Genomic DNA, 15,220 nt, shown 5'->3' on the forward strand with positions numbered 1-15,220 from the left:
AATATGCCACGTAACTTCATGCTTGTACATGGAGGGCAGCACCTCAATTGAGCCCAGCCGCCAGCCACTGTTGCAATTCCGGCGAACGCGCAAGTTCCTCACGGCGCTCAAGTACGAACGAAGCCACCTCTTGCAGTTGCTCATCGGCGCTCAGTTCGGCGAAGCCGTGTCTGAACATGGTGAGGACCTCTCGGGCGTTCACCATGTCCCGGGCATCGATGTCATCAGACTGGTCAAGGTTGGGTGTCATGGGTTGCCCCCTCCAGTCGGTCCAACCGGAGCGCCTCCATAGCTCGATATAAGTCAGCGAGGCTTAGCGGTTGCATGGTGTTGGTGGAAATGGTTTCGGCGATTGGGAGGGGAGACTGTCGAGCAGCCTCCAACACCCTCGCCAAGCTTGTGAGCATATAAGCCAGCCTTGAGGCGTCTGCCGTGGGAATCTGGCCGCGCTCGGCCCTGCGATACAAGCGGGCAAGCTCCACCGATACATCATCTAGCGTGCGAAGAATCACTCGACTTCGGCGGGGGGGAGGGTCGCCCTGAAAACCACGCGGCGCTTGGCCTAGAGGCTCGCCAACCGTGGCAATTGCGCGGGTCCTCGTCACGATCACATCCCCACCTCGAAGCCTTCAGCTTGCAAGCCACCAACCAGTTTGGAAATGGCCTTGTCACGCATTGGAGCCAGATCAATCGCCACGCGGCCACTCGCGCAAATGCTCTCCCCTACCAGCGAAGGCACGGCGTAGGGCGGCGGGGCATAGTTGCCGGGTCGGTCGATCCTGATGGCGGTCACGGCCAGCGCCTGGGCCTCAGCCACGATCAGCGCAAGCTCGCACATCTTGGCTTGGTAGCGTTGGGCAACTTCAGCAGCAACTTCGTCCAGGCGTTGCCCGGTCAGCCCCTTTTCATGCTCGGCAAGCTCCATCATGCGCTGCCCAAGCGGTCGAGCCTTCTCTTGCAGTCCAGCGAGTGCGACCCTGAGCGCCGTTATTTCCGTTTCGCGTCCGTTAGCCATCGCTGCGGCTTTTGATGCGGCAGCGGCTCGATTTCGGGCGCTCTCGATGGCTTCCCGGTCGCCAGCTTCAAGCGCAGTGGCCAGCGCGGCAGTTGCAGCGACCACGGCTTCGGCGTCACCAGTTGCAGCGGCTTCCAGGTCGGCCAGTTGATCGCGCAAGGTGTCAGCCTTGGCATTGATGACCTGGGCTTCGGCGCTCAGTCGGTCGCGTTCGGTTTTGATTGCGGCCAGCTGTTTGATGGCCTGGGATTTCGTTGTCATGGATCACTCCTTGGGATAGGTTGGGGGAAAGCTGGGGAGATGGCTTGTTTAGAAAGGTGCCCCGCAGCGGTACAAAGTCAGCGCAGCTTTTTCGGGGTTTTGTCCCGTGGCGGTACAAACTGCCCTTTCTCGCTTACTACACCGGGTTACTTCGTCCCATGGCGGGACAGTTCGGTCACGGTTTGTCCCGTGGCGGGGCATGCCGAAGTGTTTTTTCTGGCACGTCGCCAGACTGCGGGCCGATCGGCAGTAGGCGGCTTCTCCTGCACACCATTTGCGCCGCTGTAATCCGTGGTCAGGTAACAACCGGGCCGAACCTCGATCTTGTTCAAGTCGCAAGCCAACGGGTACAGGGTTACGGCCCACAGGCTGCAATCCTTCCGCCCTCCCTGCCGGGTTTGAATCAACAGCTTTGCCTCGACAAGCTCCTTGGTAGCAGCCTCCAACGAGGTGCGGCCAGACCATCCACGCACACGCATAATTGCGGGCGCAAGTGAAAGATCGCCATTGCGCGACGCGTTCGGCCCAAGCATGCCCAACAGGTCCAGGAACAGTTTTGCTGCGTGCGGCGACAGTTCGGCGCATGCGCGGGACCGGAGGAACGCGAGTGGCGCCGGTAGCCATGCGCCGCTTACCGCGATACCACGCTTTTTGTCCCGGCCCATTCATCGCGCCCTCGCACGCAACACATACAAGGCCACGCGGTGCGGTTTACCGGAGTCGGTCTCTTGCTGCACCCACACGGTATCGATATGGTGCCCGTCGCTGCGCAACTCATAGATGCGGGTCGATACCTGCATCACATCGAGATAGCGGCGCAGTTCGATAGTGGTGGCAGGTCCACCCTCCAGCGCCAACAGCATCCGGCGAGCTTGTGTTTCGGCTGTGTTGCCACTGTGGTCACGCAACAGTTGCAACAGCCGGGCGCGGCGCTCAGGCGGCGTGTGTTCTTTCGGCGCGTGCTGGCGTGTAAGGCGGGCACGGTCGCGCAGCGACGTAACAACAGCGGCACGCGAACCGGACGCAACCAGTTGTGCAGTGCGTTGCATAGCGGCAGAATTGCGAGGGGTGCCTTGGCTTTGGCGCTCGGTTTCCAAAGGGGCCGCATCGGTAGAGCGGCTCCTTGCTCTTAGGATGGGGGGCTTTTTCATGGCTGCCACCCATTACGCTTGCTTCACTATGTGGCGGCGCAGTTCGCCAACGTTCCACCCAGTCACGCCTTCAGACAGGCGACGGGGTGTCGGCAAGCGGCCTGACTTACTCCAGCGCCAGACAGTGACGGGGGAGACCCCGCACAGCGCAGCAACCACGGGCAGGCGCACGTTGGCGCTCCCGGGAAGTTGATCGAAGCCTTCAAGGGCTTTCTGATCAACAAGGCGGAGTCGTGAGACATCCGCGCTTCTTGTGGTGGGCATTTTTCGCTCCGTGAAGTTAGACACGGCTCGACTTTCAGCGCACCCGTTTGAAATACTTGGTTCAGATCATTTGGGGATAAGTCCCTTTCGCCTCAGATCAGCAAGGACTTTCTGAATGGTCCATTCACTGACCATTGGCCCACAGTACAAACGCTGCACCCGGCGATCATTCAGACGATTCCACACCTTGGGGGCAGTAACACGTTCCTTCGGAGAAATCCGAGCCACAATCTCCGCGATTTCTCGGGTCGCAATCTCCACCGAGCTGCCTTGCTTCTTAGCACCGACTCTCAGTCTTGGTAGCCGTGCTTGCCGTTGGATCGCGCCTCTCAGCGCGTCAATAAAATCGTCATAGCGTGACCGTTTGAAAGGTCTGCCACGGCCCGTGCGCTTCAATGGATTTTTGTCAAATGAGAAAGCCCCATCTGGCAAGCGCACTGGCGACTTGAACGCCTCAAGAATCAGGTCTTGCGTCTTATCCGGGGCAGACTCGGGTGGCACAGGAAGTGCATGAAACTTGACCGCAAGGTGGTACTCATTTACCGGTCGCGCCCAATGCTCCGCCCCAAGGCGGTGGATTTCTTCATCGCCGGTCATGCTGTGCTCCGATTGAGCGAGACCACGTTATCAGTGGGTATCTCAACGCGAGCAACGAAGGCGGCCCAGTCATCCATCATGCGACGGCGCTTGTCGAACAGATCACCCCGTCGATATGCAGCCTCGACCTTGTCGGAAATGACATGGGCCAACGCAGCCTCAGCAACTTCGCGAGGGTAATTTGTGCGTTCTGCGGCCCAGTCCCTGAAAGTGGACCGGAAACCATGGGGCACCGCGTCAACCTCCATGCGGCGCATGGCAGCGGTCAATGTCATGTCCGAGAGTTGCCCCCCACGCGGCGCAGGAAACAGCAGATCAGTGGCGGCCAGCCTGGGCAATGCTGCGGCGCGGTCGACCACCGCCAGGGCCGCATCGGACAGGGGCACACGATGCTCCTTGCCCGCTTTCATGCGCTCTGCGGGGATGATCCAAACCTTCGCGGCACGGTCGATTTCGGCCAACGTCGCCCCCCTCACTTCGCCAGATCGCGCAGCGGTCAGTATGGCAAATTCCAGCGCCAACGCACCCATGCCACTTGACTGACGCAGCCGCGCCAGGAACGCGCCCACATCACCTACTGCGACGGCTTTGTGGTGGTCCACCTTCGCGACCTTCGACGGCTTAGGCAACAGCTTGTCTAGGTGCCCTTTCCAACGGGCCGGATTGAGACCTTCGCGGTACTTGTGAACCGTGGCCCAGTCCAAAACGGACTCGATACGGCCTCGCAGCCGGGAGGCGGTCTCGTTCTTGCTTGTCCAGATCGGGCGCAACACATCCATGACATGGGGCAATCCAATGTCACGGACATGCAGATCACCCAGCACAGGGTAAACATGTTGCTCCAGGCTGTTTCGCCATTGCTGGGCATGCTTGGCATTGCGCCAGCCTGATTCGTGTGCCTCGATATAGGCAACAGCGCATTGTTTGAATGTGCGCTGTGCCGCCTGGGCTGCGCGGGTCGCACTTTTGGCGTCGCGCTTTTCTGCCACCGGGTCGCGGCCAGATCGGATTTGCTCCCGCAGTTCGCGAGCCTTTTCACGTGCCTGGGCCAGCGTCACATCGGGGAACCCACCTAAACCGATTTCGCGGCGGCGGTCTCCAATACGAACACGCAGCACCCAAGTTCGTCCACCGGTAGGCAGTACTTGAAGGTGAAGGCCTGGGACGACGCCCACTGGGTGCATGCCCGGCTGTTTCAGCCCAGCGACCGCGACCGGGGCAAGCTCTTTGGCAGCTTTTGGCATGGAACCATCCTTTCATGTTTCACCCGCCCAAACACCCGCCCAATCTGGGTGCAATGAGATGATACAGGATGGCACATATTGATGCGCTAGGAGACCAATCTACATAGAGAAAAATGGTGATGATGACGCACCGTGCAACTGCTTGAAGTTCGATTTCCGGGGACGCCCTCTCCGCCAGGACAAGCATCCAAGATGCAATGGAACGCGCCCTAGGGCGCGTTTTTCATTCGGGCGCCAGGCATCGGCCCTAAAGGAAAGCGCGCTTTTCCTGCAATACCCGCTCGAAAGCCGAAGCCTCCAGAGGGCGGGAGAACAGGTAACCCTGCATTTCATCGCAGCCGCGGGCCGAAAGGTATTCAAGCTGCTCCCGCGTTTCTATGCCCTCGGCCACCACCTTCAAGCCCATGTTGTGTGCCAGGTCGATGATCGACACGGCGATGAGCGCGGATTCACGCTCCGTGACGATGTTGCGCACAAAGGACTGATCGATCTTCAGGGCATCGATGGGAAAGCGGCTGAGGTAGCCGAAGCTGGAATAGCCCGTGCCAAAGTCGTCCAGCGCCAAGTGCACCCCAAGCTGCTTGAGCTGCTCCATGGTGCTCATGGTCTGCAAGGGGTCGTCCATGAGCATGCTCTCGGTGAGTTCCAGCTCCATGCACGACGCATGCACCCCGTGCCGGCTCAGGGCGTCGGCGACGACGTCGCGCAAGTCCCCGGCACGGAACTGCCGCGCCGACACGTTGAGCGCTATGCGGCAAGTCTCCAGGCCGGCGTCGCGCCAGCTCCGCTGTTGTCTGGCCACTTCGTCGATCACCCAGGCACCGATGGGGACGATCATTCCAGACGCTTCGGCCAAGGGTATGAAACGTGCGGGCGACTCAACGCCTTGCGCGCGCTTCCAGCGGATAAGCGCTTCGGCACCGCACACGCTGCCGGTTCGCGCGTCGACCTTGAGCTGGTAATACAGCACGAATTCGCGGCGTTCCAGCGCATGGCGCAACGACCTTTCCAGTTCCAGGTTGGCCAGGGCATCCGCGTTCATGGAAGCGGCGTAGAAGCAGAAACGGTTACGCCCCTGCGCCTTGGCCTGGTGCAGTGCCGCATCTGCATTGCGCAGAATGTCGGTGGCCGTGTTGCCATCGTCCGGGAACATTCCTATGCCTATGCTGGCCCCCACATACAGTTCCATGCCGTCGGCCAGCTCGAACATCGCCGACAGTTCGTTCAGCAGGTCCTGCGCCGCCGCGGCCACGGCGTCTGGCCGGGGGATCGACTCCAGGATCAGCAGGAACTCGTCGCCACCGAAGCGACCGAGCGAGTCCTCCTCGCGCACGCGCCTGCGCAGCCGTTGCGCCACCTTGGCCAGCAGTTGGTCGCCCACGACATGACCCAGGCTGTCGTTGACGTTCTGGAAGCGGTCCAGGTTGATGAACAGCACCGCGACACGTCCACCCGCTCGGTGGGCGCGCTCCAGGGCATGCTCCAGCCGGGACTGGAGCAGCAACCGGTTGGGCAGTTCGGTCAGTGGATCGTAGTGGGCCAACCTGGCCAGTTGCTCCTCGCTGCGCCGGATCTGGCTCACATCAGTGAACAACGCAACGTACTGCACGGGCTTGCGCCGCGCGTCGTATACGGTGGAAATGGTCATCCAGGCAGGATAGATTTCACCGCTCTTGCGGCGGTTCCAGACTTCGCCCTGCCAACGGCCTGCTCGGCGCAGGTTGGCCCAAAGGCTCTGGAAGAACTCGCGCCCGTGGCGGTTGGAGCGCAGCATCCGAGGCGTCTGTCCAAGGGCTTCCCTCCGGCTGAAGCCGGTGATGTCGCAAAACGCCTGGTTGACGGCCAGTAACGCCCCGTCAAGACTGGTGATCATGACGCCCTCGCTGGCGCTCTCGAAGACCGCTGCCGCCTGCCGCAAGCGCTCTTCCGCCGCTCGGCGGGCGGTGATGTCTTCCACCACCGAGATGAAGTAATCGGGCCGGTCTGCCTCGTCGCGCACCAGTGAAACGGTGAGGCGAGCCCAGATGGTGACACCATCCTTGCGCCTGTAGCGCTTGTCGATCACGTAGTGCGCCTCTTCGCCTCGCAGCAGGCGTTGCACCTGCTGGAGGTCCGACTGGAGATCCTCTGGGGCGGTGAGGTCCTGGAAACGCCCCCCCATAAGCTCTTCCTTGGTGTAACCCAGGATGTCGCAGAGCTTGCTGTTCACGCGCAGCCAGCGGCCGTCCGGCGCCACGTGCGCAATCCCCACTGCGGCCTGCTCGAACGTGGCCCTGAACCGCTCCTCCAGCCGGTGCATGCGCTGGCCCACGCGCCGGCGCTCCTTGAGCAGTCCGCCTACCCTGGCCAGCAACTCTTCAGTGGAAAAAGGCTTGTGCACGTAGTCCTGCACGCCGTGCAGCAGCAAACGGGCGCGAAGTTCGTCGTCCGCCTTGGCCGTCAGCATCACGATGGGGGTGTCGTCGAGCTCCGGGTTGGCCCTCACGGCTTCGGCCAGCTTGTCACCGCTCATGCCCGGCATCATCACATCGGAGAGGATCAGGTCGGGCCTCAGGTCGATAGCCAGCTGCAGACCGGTCAGGCCATCAAAGGCGTTGGCCACCCGGTAAGTGCCTGCAAGCGCGGCCACCACGAAGGTGTTCATGTCCGGGTTGTCCTCGACGACCAGGATCAGCGGCGCATCCGCGGGAGCCGGCTGGGCTGGGCCGCGGGCGGCATCGCGGGCACGCGCATGGGAGTCCTGCCACGCCGGTGGCTCCATCGACGACGCCTTGAGCGACACGTCAGCCCCCGGAGGTGCACGCAATGGCAGGTGCACCTGGAACAATGCACCGCCGCCGGGCGCCTCTTCGGCGCCCACCTGTCCCCGGTGCAGGACCACGAATTCCTTGACGATGGCCAGCCCCAGACCAGTGCCGCCGCTGTGACGCTCATCGCCGCCATCGACCTGCCTGAACCGCTCGAACACCGCCTCGCGCATCGATTCGGGTATGCCCGGGCCATTGTCTTGCACACGCAGCGCCACACTGCTTTCCAGCGGCTCCAGAACCACGCTGATGGTGCCGCCGGTTGGGGTGAACTTGAAGGCGTTGGCCAGCAGATTGATCGCGATACGCTCAACCTTCTCGGGGTCGGCCTCTACCCACAGCACCTCGGGCACGCGAATGTCATAGGTGATGCCTCGGTCCTCGGCAATGGTCTCGAAATGCGAGGCGAGCACGCGCATCCACCTTGCCAGGTCAAAGCGCACATACCGGATTTCCACATAACCAGCGTCCAGCTTCGCCAGGTCCAGCAAGTCATCGACCTGCCTGCGCAGCCACCGGGCATTGCGCACCGCAATATCCACGTTGTGCCGATCCGCTTCGTCCAGGCTCGCTGCCTCCTTCAACCGGTCAAGGGGACCGAGGATCAGCGTCAGCGGCGTTCTCAACTCGTGGCTGACGTTGGCGAAAAAGCGCGTCTTCAGCTCATCCAGTTCGCGGGTGCGTGCGTAGAGTCGCTCAAGCTCCTCGTTGGCACTCTTGAGGCGGGCGCTGGCCTCGGCCACCTCCCTAGAGCGGGTGAAAACTTCCGCCTCCATGCGCATGGTGCGCTCGCGCAGCTCGCCATTGAGCCGGCTGTCGGCCTGACCCTGCTCACGGAGGTGCACGAAGTCGGTGATGTCCTCGACCCGGTGGATGATGTAGCGGGTCTTGCCATCCGGGCCAGGCACTGGCGTGTTGAGCGGACTCCAGTAACGAACCTCAAAGCCCCCGCCTTCCTCCGGCGGCTTGCGAATGTCGTACTTCTGGACGGGCATGGCGTCTGGCAGGCCCGTTTGCAATACACGGTTGAGCGAGGCACGCAGATTGCGAACACCCTCGGTGGCGGGATCGTCTGGGTTGTCGGGAAAGATGTCGAAAAGGCGCCTGCCAACAATGGCCTGCCGCTGCGTCATGGTGGCGCGCGCGTAAGCGTCGTTCACCGCAACGATGCGAAGAGAGGTATCCAGCACCAGATAAAGCCCTGGCGCAGCATTGAACAGAGCCCGGTACTCGGGCTCTGTCACGACAGCAAGGGCGCCGCCAGTCGAGTCTTGTTCCGACATCTTGATTCCCCCCTGCAGGAACCGCCTTAGTCTGATTTTCCAGGCAGCGTTGCCTGATAGGACAGCACAACTCCTGGAAACAACCTGCTTGCGTTGTTGATGCTACCTCCTCAAATGATCATTTACAACATTTTTTGTTTAACCATATCGCACCAAGTGGCTTATCTTTTCACCGCATAGATCACGTGACGGCTAACATAGCCATAGAACTCGACGCGCTACTCCACACTTGAACAAGACCGTTTCACCCACACCAACTGAAACGCGCAAACGCTGGCGCCTGGGACTCCGGTTCAAGCTGATGACAGCGATGGCCGCCGTCATCCTGCTTGTCGGCTGGACGAGCGGGCAATGGCTGCTCTGGTCCCTGGGCGCGTCCTACCAGCAACTTGAGAAAGAGGCCCTCAACGATGACGTACACCGTGTCATCGACGGCCTCCACCAGCAGCTCACCACGCTCGACGAGGTCACCAGGGAATGGGCCCAGTGGAGCGAGATGGCCGCGTTCATTGAGTCGGGCGACCCGGCCTTCCGCGACGAAAACCTGAACCCGGAAGGCTTGCAGGCCTCACGGATCGATGGTCTGGCGGTGTTCTCGCCCGATGACCGTGCCGTGGCGGTGGCAACGGCATCTCGGACAGAGGGCGATGCGGACATCGCTTCACTGCTGACCCGCCCAGACCTGTTATCGGGACTCGGCACCATAGCTGCAGAACTGGAAGGGGAACATTGCGGTCTGATCGCACCCAAATCCAGGCTGTTGATGCTGTGCATGCGCACGGTACTCGACACAAAAGGACAGGGCCCGACCCGAGGCACCGTCGTCCTGGCACGAGAATTTGATGAGCACAGCGTGACCCGCCTGGCAGAGACCACACGGCTGACTCTGGCCCTGCAGCGAACCCTGCCACCAGCGCCGTCCATGCATGCTGCGTTGCGAATCAACGGCGACCCCGGCCTGACGGGGCGAATCTTGCTGACCGGCGAAACACCGGATCTGCTGACCGTTGACATCTCCCTGGTGGACACTGCGAAACAGGAGGTGGCCGTGCTGCAGATGACGTGGCCGCGCAAGATCACCCAGCACGGAACCCTCATGCTGGAGCGTGTGCGGGTACAGCGGTGGATTGTGGGCCTGGCCATGGCATTGGCGCTGCTGGTCCTGGTTGACCGGCTGCTCGTTGCGCGCCTGAAGCGGCTACACCGCGACATCACCCGCGTCACGACGGATGGCGACTGGGAGGCGCGCGTGAAGGCTTCTGGACAGGACGAGATAGGCGATGTTGCCCGCAGTGCCAACCAGTTGCTGGGGGTCATACAAAGCCAGGTCCAAAGCCTGCAGGAACAGTCTCACACGGATGCCTTGACCGGGCTGCCCAACCGGCGGGCCTTCGACCTGGGGCTTTCCAGGGCGATGGCGCAGGCCCAGCGTAGCGGCCGCCCCTTGTCACTGGTGCTGTTCGACCTGGACCAGTTCAAGCCCTACAACGACCGGTTTGGCCACCTGGAGGGAGACCGCGTGCTGCGCGCGTTCGCTCAATGCATGCGGGAGTCGTTGCATCGTCCAGGCGATTTGCCTGCCCGCCATGGCGGCGAGGAGTTTGCCCTTCTGCTGGAAGACACCGACGCCGAAGGCGCCCTGGTGTGTGCAAAGAGCATCATCGATGCGCTGGCGGCGCTGGAACTGCCCCATCCCTTGAACGGCCCGATGAACGTGGTGACGTGCAGTGCCGGGCTGGCCACCATCGCACCAGAAGACCTGAACACACAGGACCTTGTCAGACGGGCTGACGCGGCCCTGTACGATGCGAAGCGCAACGGACGCAACCGTGTATGCACCGCTCCTGACTGAACATGCCACCCGACAGCACAGACAACGATCTGCCGGAACTCCCGGCAGCCTTCAAGGATTTGCTTGACGCCCTGGTGCCAGCCGCCCAGCGCCCCTTGGCCGACCAAAGCTACACAGTGAGCAAACAGGTGTACTTCCGGCTCAACCCCTTGCGGGGTAGTACCGGGCCAACCCTGAAGGACCTGGAGCCGCTCCTGCCCGAGCCGGTCACCGGCGCCCCGGACGTTTTCAGCCTTCCGGCGCATCACCGCCAGACGCTGACACACCATCCGGCGGCCGGAGACGGTCGCATCTACATCCAGGGGCTGTCCAGCATGGCTGCCGTATGGGCACTTCAACCCCAGCCCGGGGAAGAGGTGCTTGACCTGGCGGCAGCCCCCGGGGGCAAGACGTCCTACATCGCCGCACTGATGAACAACACGGGACGGCTTGCAGCCGTGGAACCCGCAAGGGCCCGGTACTTCAAGCTCAAGGCCAACCTGCAACGCCTGGGTGTCAGCAACACACACACCTACCTGAAAGACGGCGCCGTGGTAGGCAGGCTGACGCCCGAGCGTTTCGACAGGATCCTGCTGGATGCGCCCTGCTCCTCCGAGGCCCAGTTCACCCGGCTGGACGCGACATCGTGGCAGCACTGGAGTCCGCGAAAGGTCAAGGAAAGCGCGCGCCTGCAGGCCAGGCTGATCCGCTCTGCGGTGGCTGCCTTGAAACCAGGCGGCACCTTGGTCTACAGCACGTGCTCGCTGTCACCTGAGGAAGACGAGTGCGTGCTGAGCGGCATGTTGCAGCAACACCCGGAAATGAGCCCGGAGCCGTTGCCCGATATGCCCGCTCTGCCCTGGCTGGGTGGGTTGACCGAATGGAAAGGGCAGCCGTTGGACCCGCGCCTGACCGCAGCGCGCAGGATTCTGCCCAGCGGGCACACCGACGCGTTCTTTATCTGCCGCCTGCGCAAAAGCCCTGCCTGACGGATGGGCCGTCCTGCGCTACGCGGGATGACAATGACTGGACCCAAAAAAACAAGACGCGCCCGAAGGCGCGTCCTGTATCAGAGAGCAGACCGGGAATCAGCGAATCACGGCCAGGGTCGTGCGTGCGCCGCCCTTGTAGGTCATGAGCGTCAGCGCGCCGTTCTTGATGTCACCCTTCTCGTCGAAGGCGATGGTGCCGGTCACACCCTTGTGCTCGACAGCCTTCAGAGCGGGGAGGTACTTCTCGGGATCGGCGGAGTTGGCGGTCTCCATGGCCTTGGCCATGACCTTCACAGCGTCGTACACGTACGGAGCGTACACTTGGACGTCCACGTTGTACTTGGCCTTGAAGTCGGCGCGGAACTTGTCCATGCCAGCCTTCTCTTCGCCTTCAACACCACCGGCTTCGGCGCAGAACACCATGTCGTCGGCCATGGCGTCGCCAGCCAGCTTGGGCAGCTCGGACGAGCAGATGCCGTCGCCGCCCATGAACTTGGCCTTGATGCCCAGTTGCTTCATCTGGCGGATCATCGGGCCGGCCACGGCGTCCATGCCGCCGAAGAAGACCACGTCAGGGCGCTTGGCCTTGAGGCTGGTGAGGATGGCGTTGAAGTCGGTCGCCTTGTCGTTGGTGAACTCGCGGCCCACCACTTCGCCGCCAGCGGCCTTGACACCCTTCTCGAACTCGTCGGCAACGCCCTGACCATAGGCAGTGCGGTCATCGATCACGGCAACCTTCTTGGCGCCCAGGGTTTCCACGGCGTACTTGCCGAGGGTGCCGCCCAGGTGCACGTCGTCAGCCACCATGCGGAACACGCCCTTGTAGCCCTGACGGGTGTACTTGGGGTTCGTAGCGGAGGGAGAGATCTGGGGGATGCCAGCCGCGTCGTAAATCTGCGAAGCGGGGATGGTGGTACCAGAGTTCAGGTGACCGATCACGCCGTTGACCTTGGCGTCAACCAGCTTCTGTGCAGCGGCCGTGCCCTGTTTCGGGTCAGCAGCGTCGTCTTCGGCCAGCAGTTCGAACTTGGCAGCCTTGCCATCAATGGTCAGGCCTGCGGCGTTCAACTCTTCGATGGCCATGCGCGCACCGAGTTCGTTGTCCTTGCCCAGGTGAGCGATAGCGCCACTGGTGGGGCCCACATGACCGATCTTGATGACCAGCTCTTGAGGTGCAGCTGCGGCAGGCGCCGCAGCGGGAGCAGCCTCTTCCTTCTTGCCGCAAGCGGCAAGTGCCACAGCCGCGGCAACCACGGCAAGTTTCATCTTCATTTGCATAAGAACCCTTGAAAGGTGAAAGTGGATGACAAAAGGTTTTGAGCGAAGGGAACTTTCTTGTTTTTCCTCCACACAGGACGCAAAGATACTCGATATTTCAACAATTCGGGTTAGACCTGACCCTAGTTTGGCAGTGGCTTATGGGCAATTAGCAGTGTTAATTCGCACCACTGTCGGGCACCTGTGCAGATTGCTGCACCACAACATCGCGCAATGCCTTGTTAAGGAGCGGTTTGGCCTGCTCCAGCGCGTTTCCGACGGCCTGTTCGACCCAGGCGGCGGCCAGCCTGCGGAGTTCTTCCTCCAGCTGGCGAGCGAGATCCTGTTGCAGGCGGGCAACGACGGTATCGATGTCCACGGCCATAGGGGCCGGTGCAGCCTGGGCCACGGAGGGCCCTGCCAAGGGAGCCAGCGTTGCATCGCGCCCTTCGTGGGCAGGCGCGGCCGTGCCGCCTGCAGGTACCGCCACGACCTCGGTCAGGGTCGGCACGTAGCTGGGAGGGATACGACCGTTTTCCCAGTTCATCCGGCACTCGCTCGTTGCAGTTGGGCGACGTCGTACCGCGTCAGCTCGATACCCTGCTGGGCGTAACGCTTCCAGCGCTGGCGTGCAAAAGCACGGTCTTCGTCGTCCAGCCCGACGATTTCAACCACCCGGTCAAAGCTGTCAAAACCTTGTGGCACATCCGCCAGGCAGTTCACCAGCACCTGCCTAGGGCCCGCATCACACTCCTGGTGGGCCAGCACGACCGATGAGCGATCCCGCCGCGCGACGGGATCGCTAGCCAGAGCATGGGAGATGAAGTCTTCCTGCGAGAAAGTCCAGAGCAACTGGTCCAGTTCACGCGCAAGAGGCTCGGGGACCAGGACCAGTGCACGCATGCCCGTGTTCACCACCTTGCGCAGCAGCCGGCACAGGTAGGCCGGCTTGTCTGGCACGTTGAAGTGAAAAGCCACGTCGGTCATGCAGGGGTTCCCCGGCGCTTGGCGGCGGTACGCCCAGACGTCGCAGGTGCTGGCGGCTTCACCGTGCGGCGTGCGGCCTCGTCCAGCAGGTACTGGACGAGCAAGGGAACCGGACGGCCGGTCGCACCCTTGGCCGCCCCGCCCTTCCAGGCCACGCCAGCAATGTCCAGGTGCGCCCAGGGCATGTCCTTCACGAACTTCTGCAGGAACTTGGCAGCGGTGACCGCCCCCGCAGGGCGGCCGCCGACGTTACCCATGTCAGCGAAGTTGGACTTGAGGCCTTCGGCATAGTCGTCGTCCAGCGGCATGCGCCAGCACGGATCGAGCGCGGCATCCCCGGCTTCCTGAAGCTGTTGCGCCAGATCGTCCCGGCTGGAGAAGAGACCGGCCCGCACACCGCCCAGCGCAATGACACAGGCACCGGTCAACGTGGCGATGTCGATGACCGCATGAGGTTTGAAGCGTTCGGCGTAAGTCAGCGCGTCGCAAAGGATGAGACGGCCTTCCGCATCGGTGTTGAGAACCTCGATGGTCTGGCCGCTCATGCTGGTCACGACATCACCAGGCTTGGTTGCGCGGCCATCGGGCATGTTCTCGCATGCGGGTATGAGCCCCACCACGTTGATGGCCGGCTGGAGTTCTGCCAGCGCGGCGAAGGTACCCAGCACGCTGGCGGCTCCACCCATGTCGAACTTCATCTCATCCATCTCGGGGGCGGGTTTGAGCGAGATGCCGCCAGTGTCGAAGGTGATGCCCTTGCCCACCAGGACGACGGGGGCGCTGGACTTGGGCGCCCCCTGGTACTTCATGATGATGAAGCGCAAAGGCTCCTCGGAGCCCCTGGCAACGGAAAGAAACGCCCCCATGCCCAGCTTGGCAACCTCGCGCGGGCCCAGCACGTCGGTGGAGATGCGGGCATTCCTGGCCAACTGCTGAGCGGCCTTGGCCAAGTGCGTCGGGGTGGCGTGGTTGCCGGGCCGGTTTGCCCACTCCTTGGCCAGCTCCACCCCCGCCACCGTGGCACGCGCACGATCGAACGCGGATTTGACCGCCGCCTTGTCGTTCACCGCGAGGATGACTTTCTGCAACGCGCGCGGCTTGCCCTTGGACTTGGTGGTGGTGTAGGTGTAGGAGACATCAGCCACGCACTGCACCGCAGCGGCCACCGCCGAGCCGGAAGCCGCACCCGCGCACAGGGCCAGGGTCTTGACGGCGCCACCCTTGAGCAGTCCCATGGCTGCCAGGACCGCCTTTCGCACCTGAGGCGCGCTGCCGTCACCCGTGCGGACCAGCACCACACGCCGCGCCTTGACGCCCGGCAGGCGATGCGCGGGAAGGCACTGGCCAGCGCCTTCGTCCAGGTCCTTGGCGGCCAGTGCCTCGTGCACCCACTGGCCCAGCGGGTCCTTGGGCGCGGTCTTCGATCTGGCGGAGGCGGCCTCGTCGGGCCACAGAAGAACCAAGGCATCGGCAGCCACATCGGCCACCAGGGGCAGGCTCAGGGATTGGAGTTCAAAGTTCATAATGTCGG

12 protein-coding genes are annotated in these 15,220 nt (G+C 62.6%); 2 read left to right on the forward strand and 10 right to left on the reverse strand.

What is annotated here, in order from left to right:
* Positions 1 to 43 precede the first annotated feature (43 nt).
* From ACYVHH_RS10020 to ACYVHH_RS10045, 6 genes are all read right to left on the reverse strand, one after another.
* Entirely contained in the window at positions 44 to 250 is a 207-nt protein-coding gene (locus tag ACYVHH_RS10020; RefSeq protein ID WP_460564996.1) for a hypothetical protein, read from the reverse strand.
* A gap of 357 nt (positions 251 to 607) precedes the next feature.
* Positions 608 to 1,276: a hypothetical protein gene (locus ACYVHH_RS10025; RefSeq protein ID WP_460564997.1), complete on the reverse strand. Its 669-nt coding sequence runs from the start codon at positions 1,274 to 1,276 to the stop codon at positions 608 to 610.
* A 665-nt stretch (positions 1,277 to 1,941) separates the two neighbouring features.
* On the reverse strand, positions 1,942 to 2,325 hold the full coding sequence (locus tag ACYVHH_RS10030; RefSeq protein ID WP_460564998.1) for a helix-turn-helix domain-containing protein: 384 nt from the start codon (positions 2,323 to 2,325) through the stop codon (positions 1,942 to 1,944).
* A 432-nt stretch (positions 2,326 to 2,757) separates the two neighbouring features.
* Positions 2,758 to 3,288 carry a hypothetical protein gene (locus ACYVHH_RS10035; RefSeq protein WP_460564999.1) on the reverse strand — a complete coding sequence of 177 codons (531 nt, stop codon included), beginning with the start codon at positions 3,286 to 3,288 and terminating at the stop codon, positions 2,758 to 2,760.
* Entirely contained in the window at positions 3,285 to 4,532 is a 1,248-nt protein-coding gene (locus ACYVHH_RS10040; RefSeq protein WP_460565000.1) for a tyrosine-type recombinase/integrase, read from the reverse strand. Before ACYVHH_RS10040 ends, ACYVHH_RS10035 begins: the two co-directional genes overlap by 4 nt.
* A gap of 247 nt (positions 4,533 to 4,779) precedes the next feature.
* Positions 4,780 to 8,622, reverse strand: coding sequence for an EAL domain-containing protein (locus ACYVHH_RS10045; protein WP_460565001.1), 3,843 nt, complete (start codon positions 8,620 to 8,622; stop codon positions 4,780 to 4,782).
* Positions 8,623 to 8,932: 310 nt separating this feature from the next.
* On the opposite strand from ACYVHH_RS10045, the gene ACYVHH_RS10050 reads away from it, so the two are divergent.
* Positions 8,933 to 10,474 carry a GGDEF domain-containing protein gene (locus tag ACYVHH_RS10050; protein ID WP_460565002.1) on the forward strand — a complete coding sequence of 514 codons (1,542 nt, stop codon included), beginning with the start codon at positions 8,933 to 8,935 and terminating at the stop codon, positions 10,472 to 10,474.
* 2 nt (positions 10,475 to 10,476) lie between these two features.
* The gene (locus ACYVHH_RS10055) at positions 10,477 to 11,442 is read left to right on the forward strand and encodes an RsmB/NOP family class I SAM-dependent RNA methyltransferase (protein WP_460565003.1); all 966 of its coding nucleotides are present in this window, start codon (positions 10,477 to 10,479) and stop codon (positions 11,440 to 11,442) included.
* 99 nt (positions 11,443 to 11,541) lie between these two features.
* On the opposite strand, the gene ACYVHH_RS10060 is transcribed toward ACYVHH_RS10055, so the two are convergent.
* The 4 genes from ACYVHH_RS10060 to ACYVHH_RS10075 all read right to left on the reverse strand — a co-directional run bounded on the left by ACYVHH_RS10060 (position 11,542) and on the right by ACYVHH_RS10075 (position 15,212).
* Positions 11,542 to 12,723 (reverse strand): branched-chain amino acid ABC transporter substrate-binding protein, encoded by a 1,182-nt coding sequence (locus ACYVHH_RS10060; RefSeq protein ID WP_460565004.1) that lies wholly within the window; start codon positions 12,721 to 12,723, stop codon positions 11,542 to 11,544.
* A 157-nt stretch (positions 12,724 to 12,880) separates the two neighbouring features.
* Complete coding sequence (locus tag ACYVHH_RS10065) at positions 12,881 to 13,249, reverse strand: hypothetical protein (protein ID WP_460565005.1); 369 nt, start codon at positions 13,247 to 13,249, stop codon at positions 12,881 to 12,883.
* Positions 13,246 to 13,689, reverse strand: coding sequence for a DNA polymerase III subunit chi (locus ACYVHH_RS10070; protein ID WP_460565006.1), 444 nt, complete (start codon positions 13,687 to 13,689; stop codon positions 13,246 to 13,248). Before ACYVHH_RS10070 ends, ACYVHH_RS10065 begins: the two co-directional genes overlap by 4 nt.
* Entirely contained in the window at positions 13,686 to 15,212 is a 1,527-nt protein-coding gene (locus tag ACYVHH_RS10075) for a leucyl aminopeptidase (protein ID WP_460565007.1), read from the reverse strand. Before ACYVHH_RS10075 ends, ACYVHH_RS10070 begins: the two co-directional genes overlap by 4 nt.
* Positions 15,213 to 15,220: the final 8 nt, after the last annotated feature.

This window comes from Hydrogenophaga aquatica, from assembly GCF_054780915.1.